The following is an 11,899-nucleotide window of genomic DNA, read 5'->3' as shown; positions in this document are numbered from 1 at the left end:
CGGCATTGCACCGGCCCTGGCCGTGGTGCTGGTCGGCCAGGACCCGGCCAGCCAGGTCTACGTGCGCAACAAGGTGCTGCGTGCCGAGGAATGCGGTATTCGTTCGCTGGAGCACAAGCTGCCGGCGGACACCGCCGAATCCGACCTGCTGGCGCTTATCCACAGCCTGAATGCCGACGACAGCGTGCACGGCATTCTCGTGCAACTTCCGCTGCCGGCGCACATCGACGAAACCCGCGTGCTGCAAGCCATCGACCCGTTGAAGGATGTCGACGGCTTTCACGCCGAAAACGTCGGCGGTCTCAGCCAGGGCCGCGACGTGCTCACCCCCTGCACCCCGGCCGGTTGCCTGCGCCTGTTGCAGGACACCTGCGGCGACCTCGCTGGCCAGCACGCGGTGGTCATCGGCCGCTCCAACATCGTCGGCAAGCCCATGGCCGCGCTGCTGCTCAAGGCCCATTGCTCGGTGACCGTCGTGCACTCGAAGAGCGCCAACCTGCGCGAGCTGTGCCGCCAGGCCGACATCGTCGTCGCCGCCGTCGGCCGTCCGCGCCTGGTGGATGCCGACTGGTTGAAGCCCGGCGCCGTGGTCATCGATGTGGGCATCAACCGCATCGAGGAAGACGGCCGTTCGAAGCTCGTCGGTGACGTGGACTTCAACAGCGCCCTCACCCGCGCCGCCGCCATCACCCCGGTGCCCGGCGGCGTCGGCCCCATGACCATCGCCTTCCTGATGAAGAACACCCTGGCCGCGGCGCGCCTCCAGCACCCGGCACCCATCACCCACGCCCTGCTCCCGGAGGCGCCATGCCTTTCAATCTCCTGAAATACGGCCTGAGCTCCGAATACCCGGTGGAGGTGGACCTGCCACCGCCCACCGACCTCAAGCCGTCCTACGACGTGGTCATCATCGGCGGCGGCGGCCACGGACTGGCCATCGCCTACTACCTGTCCAAGTACCACGGCATCACCAATGTCGCGGTGCTGGAGAAGTCCTACCTCGGCGGCGGCAACACCGCGCGCAACACGGCGGTGATCCGCTCCAACTACCTCACCTCCGAAGGCGTGCGCTTCTACGCCGAGTCGGTGAAGTTGTTCCAGAACCTCTCCAACGAATTCGACTTCAACATCATGTATTCCGAGCGCGGCCAGCTCACCCTGGCCCACACGGACGCTACCGTGCGCGCCTTCCGCCAGCGCGCCGAAGTGAACAAGCACTTCGGTGGCCGCACCGAGATGATCGACCGCCAGCAGATCCGCGAGCTGGTGCCGACCCTCAACCTCGACCCTGGCCACCTGCCGGTGCTCGCCGGACTCTGGCACATCGACGGCGCCACCGCCCGCCACGACGCCGTGGCCTGGGGCTACGCCAAGCAGGCGGCCAAGCGCGGGGTGGAAATCCACCAGCTCACCGAGGTGCAGGACCTGGTGATCGAGCAGGGTCGCATCACCGCCGTGAAAACCAATCGCGGCACGGTGAAGTGCGGCTGCGCGGTGCAGGCCATCGCCGGTCACAGCTCGCTGATGCTGGCCAAGGCAGGCATCCGCGCGCCGATTCACACCTACCCGCTGCAGGCGATGGTGACCCAGCCGTTCAAGCCTTTCCTCGACCCGCTGGTGAGCTCCTCTGCCCTGCACTGCTACGTGCAGCAGACCAGCCGGGGCGAGATCGTCTTCGGCGGCGGCTCCGACCCCTACCCGCTGTACAACACCCGCTCCACCCTGGACCTGAAGGAAAGCCTGCTGGCCCACGCCATCGAGATGTTCCCCTTCATGGCCAACGCCAAGCTGATGCGCCAGTGGGCGGGCATCACCGACATGACCCCGGACTACAGCCCGATCATGGGCCTGTCGCCGGTGCAGAACTATTACCTCGACGCCGGCTGGGGCACCTGGGGTTTCAAGTCCACGCCCATCTGCGGCAAGACCATGGCCGAGCTGGTGGCCAGCGGCGGCAAGGTGCCGGACCTGATCAAGCCCTTCGCCCTGGAGCGTTTCAGCACCTTCCAGCAGGTCAACGAAATGGGCGCCACCGCCGCCAGCCACTGACAAACCTCCCCTCTCCTCTTCAGGGAGAGGGGCCGGGGGAGAGGGTTACCGACATGAAGATCATGAATTGCCCGCTGAACGGGCCCCGCAACATCAGCGAATTCACCTACGGCGGCGAGTTCAAGCAGATGCCCGATCCGGCCACCTGCACCGATGCCGAATGGGCCGACTATGTGTTCAACAGCGACAACGCCGCCGGCGTGGTGCGCGAGTGGTGGATGCACAACGCCTCCAGCTACTGGTTCCTCGCCGAGCGCCACACGGTCACCGACCAGATCATTCGCACCTTCGACGCGAAGGAAATCTTCACCCAACGGGTCGAGTTCGCCCCGCCCACCCAGGAGATCGCCGGATGAGCCAGCCCAGCCGCCTCCCCGCCCCCATGGGCCTGCTGATCGACCGCGACCAGCCACTGGCCTTCGATTTCGACGGCACCGCCTACCAGGGCTTTGCCGGCGACAGCATCGCCAGCGCCCTGCTCGCCAACGGCCGCTGGCTGCTCTCGCGCTCGTTCAAGTACCACCGTCCGCGCGGTCCGCTGACCATGGCCGGGCAGGACGCCAACACCCTGGTGCAACTGCCGGACGAGCCCAACGTGTTGGCCGATGCCCAGCCGATTCGCTCGGGGCTCAGCGTCACCGCGCAGAACGTCAATGGCAGCCTGGACAACGACCGCGACGCCTACCTCGGCACGTTCTCGAAGTTCATGCCGGTGGGTTTCTACTACCGCTCCTTCTACAAGCCCAAGGGCATGTGGAAGGTCTGGGAACCGCTGATCCGCAAGAAAGCCGGCCTCGGTGTGCTCGACCTGAACTTCAAGCCGCAGTACTACGACAAGGCGTACCTGTTTGTTGATGTCGCCATCATCGGCGCCGGCCCAGCTGGCCTTTCCGCCGCGCTCACCGCCGCCAATGCCGGCGCCAAGGTGCTGCTGATCGAGCAGCAGCCGGTGCTCGGCGGCTCACTCACCTATGCGCGCTTCGACGTGGCAGGCCGCCGTGCCGATAGTCTGCGCCGCGAGCTGGTGGCTGCCGTGGAAGGCCACGCCAATATCCAGGTGCTGAAGGAAGCCACCTGCAATGCCTGGTTCACCGAAAACTACCTGCCGGTGATCCAGGGCCGCCGGATGTACAAGGTGCGGGCGAAGCAATGCATCGTCAGCGCCGGTTCCTTTGACCAACCGGTGGTGTTCCGCAATAACGACCTGCCCGGCGTGATGCTCACCAGCGCCGCCCAACGGCTGATGAAGCTGTATGCGGTGAAGCCCGGAAAACGCGCCGTGGTGCTCACTGGCAACGACGACGGCTACCTCGCTGCCCTCGACCTCGCCGAGCAGGGCGTGCAAGTGGCGGCCCTGGTGGACATGCGCCAGCAGCCTGCCGATGCCACGCTGAAAACCGCCGTGGAGAAACAGGGCATCCCCTGCCACCTCGGCAGCACGGTTTATGAAGCCCTGCACGAGAAGGGCATGCGTCATGTCAGCGGTGTGGATATCCGCCGCATCACCGCCCAGGGCCAGGTGGCCGAGCACGGCCTGCAACTGTCCTGCGACCTGCTGTGCATGTCCGCCGGCTACATGCCCGTCTACCAGTTGCTCTGCCAGGCGGGCGGCAAGCTGGCCTACGAGGAGCAGCGCGCCGAGTTCGCCATCAGCGGCCTGCCGGAAGGCCTGGCCATCGCCGGCTCGGTGAATGGCCGCCACAGCCTGGACAACGTGCTGCTGGACGGTGCCCATGCCGCCGCGCACGCCAGCAAGGCCCTCGGCCTGGATGCCGGCATCGGCGAAGCCGGGTTCAATGGCGAGGCACGGGTCAACTTCGACTGGCCGATTTTCCCCCACCCCAAAGGCAAGGATTTCGTCGACTTCGATGAAGACCTGCAGGTGCGCGACATCGTCAACGCCACCCGCCACGGCTACCGCGACGTGCAACTGGTGAAGCGCTTCTCCACGGTTGGCATGGGCCCGTCCCAGGGTCGTCATTCGGCGCTGCCCACTGCGCGCCTGGTGGCCAAGGCCACCGGCCGCAGCATCAGCGAAACCGGTGTCACCACCGCGCGCCCGCCGTTCGAGGCGGAAAAGCTCGCCCACGTCGCCGGCCGCGCCTTCGACCCTTACCGGCAAACGCCCATGCACAGCCGCCACGTGGCGGCTGGCGCCAAGCTGATGCCCGCCGGCATCTGGCAGCGCCCGGCCTTCTACGGCAAGGCCGAGGACCGCGAGCGCTGCATGCAGGAGGAAGCCCGCCACGTGCGCGAGCAGGTCGGCCTGATCGACGTGTCCACCCTGGGCGGCCTCGACGTGCGCGGCCCGGACGCAGCGGAACTGCTGGAGCGCATCTACACCCTGCCCTTCAAGAAGCAACCGGTGGCGCGCACCCGCTATGCGCTGATGACCAACGAGCATGGCGTGGTGATCGACGACGGCGTCTGCGCGCGCCTGGCCAAGAACCATTTCTACGTCACCGCCACCACCAGCGGCGTCGACCGCATCTACCAACAGATGCTCAAGTGGAACGCCCAGTGGCGCCTCAATGTGGACATCGCCAACGTCACCGCCGCCCTGGCTGCGGTGAACCTGGCCGGGCCGTTGTCGCGCAAGGTGCTGGAAAAGCTCTGCGATGATGTCGACCTGTCCGCCGAAGGCTTCCCCTACCTCGCCGTGCGCACCGGCACCGTAGCCGGCATTCCGGCGCGGCTGATGCGGGTCGGTTTCGTCGGCGAGCTGGGCTACGAGATCCACGTACCCGCCCGCCACGGCGGCAAGCTGTGGGATGCACTGATGGCTGCCGGCACCGAGTTCGGCATCCGCCCGTTCGGCGTCGAGACCCAGCGCCTGCTGCGCCTGGAAAAGGGTCACGTGATCATCAGCCAGGACACCGACGGCATGACCCATCCGGGCGAGATCGACATGGAATGGGCGATCGGCCGCAAGAAGGCCTTCTTCGTCGGCAAGCGCTCCATCGAGATCCTCGAAGCGCAGCCGCTGAAACGCAAACTGGTGGGCTTCACCCTGCCCAAGGGCAGCGCCCAGCCGCTGGAAGGCCACCTGGTGCTGAACGGCCCGGACATCAGCGGCAACGTCACCTCCTGCGAGTACTCCGGCACCCTCGGCCAGATCATCGGCCTGGCCTACGCCGGCGCCGACCAGGCCGAGCCGGGCTCGCGGATCCCGATCCGCGTCGAGGGCGGCCAGGTGGTCCAGGCCACCGTGGTGCAACTGCCGTTCTTCGACCCCGACAACAAGCGCCAGGAGCTCTGAGCCATGACCAGCCTCAATACCATCGAGCGCTGCGCGCTCATCGACCTCACCGACCTGCCGCGTGTGGGCTTTCGCGGCATCGACGCCGCTGCCTTTCTCAGCGCACGCGGCTACACGCTGCCGGAGGCGCCCAACCGGGCGCTGACGCAAGCTGACGGTGCGCAGGTGGCGCGCCTGTCGCAGACCGAGTACCTGCTGCTGGGCAGCCTCGCCGACCGGGGCGAACGTATCGCCACCGAAGAGGCGGGCTGGCAGCTCAGCGACAAGGGCAACTACCTGCTGCCGCGCCAGGACAGCCACGCCTGGTTGCAACTGTCCGGGCGCCATGTGGCGGAGGTGATGGCCAAGGTCTGCGGCGTTGACCTACGCCCCGAAACCTTCCCCGTGGGGGCCGTGGCGCAGACCTCGGCGGCGCGGATCAACGTCATCGTGATCAACGCCGGCACCGGCGAACTGCCGTGCTTCCACATCCTCTGCGACCGGGCATCGCTGGACTACTTCCACGGCGCCATGCTGGATGCCATGGATGAGTTCGGCGGCCAGCCGGTGTCGTTGGAAGCCTTATTGGCCTGAATCGTTGGGTTTCGCTGCGCTCAACATCAACCTAAAGGGAGGAGCCCCGATGACCGCCATCGAAACCCCGGAACGGGAAGCCGATTACCGCGTGCCCGCCCTGCAACGCGGGCTCACCATCCTCGGCATGTTCAATGCGCGCATGCGCAGCCTGAGCATGAACGAGATGGCCGAGCGCCTGGCGGTCAGCCCCTCGGCCGTCTACCGCATCGTGCAGACGCTGGTGGACATGGGCTACCTGCAGAAGGCCGGGCGCAGCGCCTTCGAGCTGGGCCCCCAAGTGATTGCGGACGGTTTCGTCTACCTGGCCAGTCGCGACATAGTCGAAGTGGCCATGCCTTACCTCAATGAGTTGCGCGACCGCACCTCGCTGTCCTGCCACCTGAGCATCCGCGAACAGACCGAGAGCCTTTACCTCTACCGCGCCTTCGCACCCCAGCGGCTGACGGTGAACATCCCCATCGGCACCCGCCTGCCGTGCCACAGCACCGCACTGGGCCGGGTACTGCTCACCGCGCTGGACGAAGTCGAGCTGAGCCAGCTCTACCAGCACGTGCGCCTGGACGATTACCCACCGCCGGCGCCGCGCACCCTGCCCGAGCTGCAGCAATTGATCCGCCAGGATCGCGAGCGCGGCTGGGTACTGCACCGCTCCGACTATTCCACCGCCATCGCTACCGGCATCCGCGACCACAGCGGCAAGGTGGTCGCCGCCATCAACCTCTCAGGCCCCGATGCCGTGATGGACAGCCCCGATGCCCAGGCCACCTTCCTGCAGGCCCTCGGCCAGACCCGGGCGCTGATCTCGGCGCAGTTGGGGGCGCCCTCCCTGGCCTGACCGCCCCCGGACTGCATCCGGACTGCATCCGGGCTTGCTGTTCTTTTGTAGGGGCGAATTCATTCGCGAAGGGGCGCGCAGCGCCCCCAAAGAACCTCCAGGCCGAACCTGCGGTCCGGTTAGCGAATGAATTCGCCCCCACAGGTACAGATACCAACCCGGCCTCTGCTTATACCTTCATGGAATCTCGTATTACGGTATTCCATCTTTTCCCGTATCCTTCGCGCCCCTCTGTCCGCCCCTATGGCGCGGCTCTCCTGGCTTTTCTTCATTTCCCGATGACCTTCCGTCGCCAATGCCCGCCCTCCCCTGGCGGCTGACTCTTGCATATTCAATATTATGGTATACCATCAGACAGCAAGAGACTTCCCAAACCAGGAGAGCCCAATGAGCTTCGAAATCCGCAAGATCGTCAGCTACGTGGAAGAGACCTTCATCGAAGGCGGCAAGGCCACCGACAAGCCGGTGACCATGGTGGGACTGGCCGTGGTGATCAAGAACCCGTGGCTCGGCCGTGGCTTCGTCGAAGACCTCAAGCCCGAGATCAAGGCCAACTGCTCCGACCTCGGCGCGATGATGGTCGAGCGCCTGATCGCTGCCATCGGTGGCGCGGCGAAGATCGAGGCGTACGGCAAAGCCGCCGTGGTCGGCGCCGACGGCGAGATCGAGCACGCTTCCGCGGTTATCCACACCCTGCGTTTCGGCAATCACTACCGCCAGGCGGTGAATGCCAAGAGCTACCTGAGCTTCACCAACAAGCGCGGCGGCCCGGGCACCTCGATCCAGATCCCGATGATGCACAAGGACGACGAGGGCCTGCGTTCCCACTACATCACCCTTGAAATGCAGATCGAAGACGCACCGCGTGCTGACGAAATCATCGTCGTGCTGGGCGCAGCCAACGGTGGCCGCCTGCACCCGCGCATCGGCAACCGCTACATCGATCTGGAAGAGCTGGCCGCCGAGCAGGCCCAGTGATCCCAAGGCCCGTGCAGGAGCGATCCATGATTCGGCTCACCGCTGAACGCACACCGGCCGGCACCAGTTATCTGGCGACCGGCCAAGGCCACCCCGTGGTACTGATCCACGGCGTCGGCCTGAACAAGGAAATGTGGGGCGGCCAGATCGTCGGCCTGGCCCCGCACTTCCAGGTCATTGCCTACGACATGCTTGGCCATGGCGCCAGTCCGCGCCCGGAAACGGGCACCGGGCTGCAGGGCTATGCCGAGCAACTGCGTGAACTGCTGGAGCACCTGAAGCTGGAACGGGCGACCGTCATCGGCTTTTCCATGGGTGGCCTGGTGGCACGGGCCTTCGCGCTGCACTACCCGCAGCATCTGGAGGGCCTGGTGATCCTCAACAGCGTGTTCAACCGCAGCGCCGAACAGCGCGCCGGGGTGATCGAACGCACCCGCCAGGCCGCCGAACACGGCCCGGATGCGAACGCCGAAGCCGCCCTGTCGCGCTGGTTCAGCCGCGAGTACCAGGCTGCCAACCCGGCGCAGATCGCCGCCATCCGCCAGACCCTTGCCAGCAACGATCCGCAGGGCTATCTGACTACTTATGAGCTGTTCGCCACCCAGGACATGTACCGCGTGGACGACCTGGGCAGCATCAGCGTGCCAACGCTGGTCGCCACCGGCGAACTGGACCCGGGCTCGACGCCCGAAATGGCCCGGCAACTGGCCGAGCGCATTCCCGGCGCCCAGGTGGCGGTGCTCGACGAACAGCGTCACATGATGCCGGTGGAGTCGCCACGTCTGGTCAACCAGGTGCTGCTGGACTTTCTCCAACACGCGCAGACCTTACAGAACCAAGCAAAGGGGATCGTTGCATGACGCTCGCACGCTTCCAGATGTGCATCGACGGCCAGTGGGTCGATGCGCTGTCCGGCAAGACCTTCGAAAGCCTCAATCCGGCACTGGCCGAGCCCTGGGCGGAGCTGCCCGATGCCGATGAAGCGGACGTGGAGCGTGCCGTGCAGGCGGCCCAGAAGGCCTTCATGAGCCCGGCCTGGCGCGGCCTTTCCGCCACCGCGCGGGGCAAGCTGCTGCGCCGCCTGGGCGACCTGATCGCCGAGAACAAGGAACACCTGGCCCAGCTGGAAAGCCGCGACAATGGCAAGCTGATCCGCGAAACCCGTGGCCAGGTCGGCTACCTGCCGGAATTCTTCCACTACACCGCAGGTCTCGCCGACAAGCTGGAAGGCGGCACCCTGCCGCTGGATAAGCCCGACCTGTTCGCCTACACGGTGCACGAGCCGCTGGGCGTGGTCGCCGGGATCATTCCCTGGAACAGCCCGCTTTACCTGACCGCGATCAAGCTGGCCCCGGCCCTGGCCGCCGGCAACACCATCGTCCTCAAGCCTTCCGAGCATGCCTCGGCGACCATCCTCGAACTGGCGCGCCTGGCGCTGGAGGCCGGTATCCCGGCGGGCGTGGTCAACGTGGTCACCGGCTTCGGCCCGAGCACCGGCGCGGCGCTGACCCGCCATCCGCTGGTGCGCAAGATCGCCTTCACCGGCGGCGCCGCCACCGCGCGCCACGTAGTACGCAGCAGCGCGGAAAACTTCGCCAAGCTGTCGCTGGAACTGGGCGGTAAGTCGCCCAACATCATCTTCGCCGATGCCGACCTGGACAGCGCCATCAACGGCGCCGTGGCCGGCATCTACGCCGCCTCCGGGCAAAGCTGCGTGGCCGGTTCGCGCCTCTTGGTCCAGGACCAGATCTACGACGAATTCGTCGAGCGCCTGGTAGCCCGCGCCCAGCGTATCCGCATTGGCAACCCGCAGGACGAGCGCAGCGAGATGGGCCCCATGGCCACCGCGCAGCAACTTGCCGTGGTCGAAGGCCTGGTCGCTGATGCCCTCGCCGAAGGCGCGCGCCTGCGCATGGGCGGCAAGCGCCCGGCCATCGACGAACAAGGCTGGTACTACGAGCCGACCCTGTTCGAGTGCGACAGCAACTCGATGAAGATCATGCAGGAAGAAGTCTTCGGTCCGGTGGCCTCGGTCATTCGCTTCAAGGACGAGGCCGAAGCGCTGGCGATCGCCAACGACTCCCAGTTCGGCCTCGCCGCCGGCATCTGGACCCGCGACCTGGGCCGCGCCCACCGCATGGCCCGTGACGTGCGCTCCGGGATCATCTGGGTCAACACCTACCGCGCGGTCTCGGCCATGGCGCCCATCGGCGGTTTCCACAACAGCGGCTACGGTCGCGAGAGCGGCATCGATTCGGTGCTGGCCTACACCGAGCTGAAAACGGTGTGGATCAACCTCTCGCAAGCCCCCATGCCCGACCCCTTCGTGATGCGCTGAGAGGACACCACCATGATCGAACCCGGCATCTACAAAGAAGTGATGGGCTCCTTCCCCTCCGGCGTCACTGTGGTCACCACCCTGGATTCGGAAGGCGATATCGTCGGCATCACCGCCAGCGCCTTCAGTGCCCTGTCCATCGACCCGGCGCTGGTGCTGTTCTGCCCCAACTACGCCTCGGACACCTACCCGATCCTGCGCGACAGCAAGCAGTTCGCCATCCACCTGCTCTGTTCCGACCAGCAGGCCGAGGCCTACGCCTTCGCCAAGAAGGGCAAGGACAAGGCCAAGGGCATCGACTGGCACCTGAGCGAACTGGGCAACCCGCTGCTGACCAAGGCTACCGCGATCATCGAATGCGAACTGTGGCGCGAGTACGACGGCGGTGACCACGCGATCATCGTTGGGGCGGTGAAAAACCTGATCCTGCCCGAGAACGAGGTCACGCCCATGGTCTACCACCGGGGCAAGCTGGGCGCCTTGCCGGAGATTTCCTGAGTCACCTTCAGGGCCGCTGCTCGCCACTCTCGACAGCGGCTCTTTTTTATTCCCGTACCTGTAGGGGCGAGCTTGCTCGCGAACCTGTCCCAGGAGCCTTCGCTGGCAAGCCAGCCCCTACAGAAGAAAAGGAGCCCCCCATGAGCAACGAGAAATACGAAAAAGGCCTGGAGATCCGTACCCAGGTGCTAGGCGAGGCCTATGTGAACAAGTCGATCCAGAACGCCGACGACTTCACCCGCCCACTGCAGGAACTGGTCACCGAGTACTGCTGGGGCCACGTCTGGGGCCGGGACGGCTTATCGCTGAAAGAACGCAGCATGATAAACTTGGCGATGATTTCGGCGCTCAACCGCCCCCACGAGCTGAAGCTGCACGTTCGCGGCGCCCTGCGTAACGGCCTGTCCCGCGAGCAGATCCGCGAGATCCTTCTGCAAGTCGGCATCTACTGCGGTGTGCCGGCGGCAGTGGACAGCTTCCGCATCGCCCGCGAGGCCTTCGCCGAGGCCGACGCAGAGGCACAAGGTTGACCGCCGGCACCACCCGATGAAGGAGCACGCGTACGTGCTCCTTCGTTTCTCTTACGGACAGCCATAACCAGAGCGGACCACATGAAACGCTTGCCCCTCGACGACAGCTTCAAGGTCAACCGCAATCCCGTCACCCTGCGCGAGATCGTCCTCGACAAGCTGCGGGGCGCCATCCTGAACTTCCAACTGCTGCCGGGCGACCGCCTGGTGGAGCGCGACCTCTGCGACCGCCTGGGCGTCAGCCGCACGTCCGTGCGCGAGGCCCTGCGCCACCTGGAGTCGGAAGGCCTGGTGGAGTTCGCCGATGCCAAGGGGCCGCGCGTTGCCATCATTACCCTGGAAGACGCCTGCGACATCTACGAGCTGCGCTGCGTGCTCGAAGGCCTGATCGTCCAGCTCTTCACCCTCAATGCCAAGGCCAAGGACATCCGCGCCCTTGAGCGCGCCCTGGAAGAAAACCGCAAGGCACTCGAGGAAGGCGAGCTGCAACAGGTGCTGGAGTCCGTACAAGGTTTCTACGATGTGCTACTGGAAGGCTCCGGCAACCACATCGCCGCCACCCAGCTGCGCCAGTTGCAGGCACGCATCAGTTACCTGCGAGCGACCTCCGTCTCCCAGGAGAATCGCCGCGGCGCCAGCAACAAGGAAATGGAACGCATCGTCGAAGCCATCAAGAGCGGCGACCCGCTGGCCGCCCACCAGGCGTCGGTGGACCACGTGCGCGCCGCCGCCAAAGTCGCCCTGGACTACCTCAAGTCCAAGCAGGACGAGCCGGGCAAGGTCCGCGAGATCGCCAGCCCCATCGCCCTCAAAGAACCGCGCATCGGGCGCTGATG

Annotated in this window: 12 protein-coding genes; all 12 read left to right on the top strand. The window is 65.9% G+C overall.

Translation table 11 applies throughout. The annotated features are described in order from the left end of the window. The coding region (gene folD / locus E8F20_RS05210) for a bifunctional methylenetetrahydrofolate dehydrogenase/methenyltetrahydrofolate cyclohydrolase FolD (protein ID WP_280282764.1) at positions 1–826 on the top strand (826 nt) is incomplete at its 5' end. Next, positions 808–2,049 carry an FAD-dependent oxidoreductase gene (locus E8F20_RS05205; RefSeq protein WP_280282763.1) on the top strand — a complete coding sequence of 414 codons (1,242 nt, stop codon included), beginning with the start codon at positions 808–810 and terminating at the stop codon, positions 2,047–2,049. The genes folD and E8F20_RS05205, both read left to right, overlap by 19 nt. A 53-nt stretch (positions 2,050–2,102) precedes the next feature. After that, positions 2,103–2,405 carry a sarcosine oxidase subunit delta gene (locus E8F20_RS05200; protein WP_280282762.1) on the top strand — a complete coding sequence of 101 codons (303 nt, stop codon included), beginning with the start codon at positions 2,103–2,105 and terminating at the stop codon, positions 2,403–2,405. Next, complete coding sequence (locus E8F20_RS05195; RefSeq protein WP_280282761.1) at positions 2,402–5,308, top strand: FAD-dependent oxidoreductase; 2,907 nt, start codon at positions 2,402–2,404, stop codon at positions 5,306–5,308. The genes E8F20_RS05200 and E8F20_RS05195 overlap by 4 nt, the downstream gene beginning before the upstream one ends. Before the next feature lie 3 nt (positions 5,309–5,311). Next, positions 5,312–5,881, top strand: coding sequence for a sarcosine oxidase subunit gamma family protein (locus E8F20_RS05190; RefSeq protein ID WP_280282760.1), 570 nt, complete (start codon positions 5,312–5,314; stop codon positions 5,879–5,881). Positions 5,882–5,930: 49 nt separating this feature from the next. Continuing rightward, the gene (locus E8F20_RS05185; protein ID WP_280282759.1) at positions 5,931–6,719 is read left to right on the top strand and encodes an IclR family transcriptional regulator; all 789 of its coding nucleotides are present in this window, start codon (positions 5,931–5,933) and stop codon (positions 6,717–6,719) included. Between the two features lie 387 nt (positions 6,720–7,106). Further along, positions 7,107–7,697, top strand: a complete 591-nt coding sequence (locus tag E8F20_RS05180) for an amino acid synthesis family protein (protein WP_280282758.1) — start codon at positions 7,107–7,109, stop codon at positions 7,695–7,697. 26 nt (positions 7,698–7,723) lie between these two features. After that, positions 7,724–8,557: an alpha/beta fold hydrolase gene (locus E8F20_RS05175; protein WP_028628076.1), complete on the top strand. Its 834-nt coding sequence runs from the start codon at positions 7,724–7,726 to the stop codon at positions 8,555–8,557. Next, positions 8,554–10,035 (top strand): aldehyde dehydrogenase, encoded by a 1,482-nt coding sequence (locus E8F20_RS05170; RefSeq protein ID WP_280282757.1) that lies wholly within the window; start codon positions 8,554–8,556, stop codon positions 10,033–10,035. Before E8F20_RS05175 ends, E8F20_RS05170 begins: the two co-directional genes overlap by 4 nt. A 12-nt stretch (positions 10,036–10,047) precedes the next feature. Next, positions 10,048–10,533 (top strand): flavin reductase family protein, encoded by a 486-nt coding sequence (locus E8F20_RS05165; protein ID WP_280282756.1) that lies wholly within the window; start codon positions 10,048–10,050, stop codon positions 10,531–10,533. A gap of 140 nt (positions 10,534–10,673) precedes the next feature. Further along, positions 10,674–11,063, top strand: a complete 390-nt coding sequence (locus E8F20_RS05160) for a carboxymuconolactone decarboxylase family protein (RefSeq protein ID WP_028628079.1) — start codon at positions 10,674–10,676, stop codon at positions 11,061–11,063. Between the two features lie 81 nt (positions 11,064–11,144). After that, positions 11,145–11,897 carry a GntR family transcriptional regulator gene (locus E8F20_RS05155; RefSeq protein ID WP_280282755.1) on the top strand — a complete coding sequence of 251 codons (753 nt, stop codon included), beginning with the start codon at positions 11,145–11,147 and terminating at the stop codon, positions 11,895–11,897. Positions 11,898–11,899: the final 2 nt, after the last annotated feature.

The sequence above is a fragment of the Pseudomonas sp. BN415 genome, from assembly GCF_029871195.1.
GTDB lineage: Bacteria > Pseudomonadota > Gammaproteobacteria > Pseudomonadales > Pseudomonadaceae > Metapseudomonas > Metapseudomonas resinovorans.
This window is presented reverse-complemented; position numbering and strand designations above follow the sequence as displayed.

Excerpts from the sequence above, each read along its gene's own strand:
- E8F20_RS05185 (WP_280282759.1), top strand. The coding sequence starts at position 5,931 with ATGACCGCCATCGAAACCCCGGAACGGGAAGCCGATTACCGCGTGCCC.
- E8F20_RS05200 (WP_280282762.1), top strand. The coding sequence starts at position 2,103 with ATGAAGATCATGAATTGCCCGCTGAACGGGCCCCGCAACATCAGCGAA.
- E8F20_RS05170 (WP_280282757.1), top strand. The coding sequence starts at position 8,554 with ATGACGCTCGCACGCTTCCAGATGTGCATCGACGGCCAGTGGGTCGAT.
- E8F20_RS05190 (WP_280282760.1), top strand. The coding sequence starts at position 5,312 with ATGACCAGCCTCAATACCATCGAGCGCTGCGCGCTCATCGACCTCACC.
- E8F20_RS05205 (WP_280282763.1), top strand. The coding sequence starts at position 808 with ATGCCTTTCAATCTCCTGAAATACGGCCTGAGCTCCGAATACCCGGTG.
- E8F20_RS05195 (WP_280282761.1), top strand. The coding sequence starts at position 2,402 with ATGAGCCAGCCCAGCCGCCTCCCCGCCCCCATGGGCCTGCTGATCGAC.
- E8F20_RS05155 (WP_280282755.1), top strand. The coding sequence starts at position 11,145 with ATGAAACGCTTGCCCCTCGACGACAGCTTCAAGGTCAACCGCAATCCC.
- E8F20_RS05160 (WP_028628079.1), top strand. The coding sequence starts at position 10,674 with ATGAGCAACGAGAAATACGAAAAAGGCCTGGAGATCCGTACCCAGGTG.
- E8F20_RS05180 (WP_280282758.1), top strand. The coding sequence starts at position 7,107 with ATGAGCTTCGAAATCCGCAAGATCGTCAGCTACGTGGAAGAGACCTTC.
- E8F20_RS05165 (WP_280282756.1), top strand. The coding sequence starts at position 10,048 with ATGATCGAACCCGGCATCTACAAAGAAGTGATGGGCTCCTTCCCCTCC.
- E8F20_RS05175 (WP_028628076.1), top strand. The coding sequence starts at position 7,724 with ATGATTCGGCTCACCGCTGAACGCACACCGGCCGGCACCAGTTATCTG.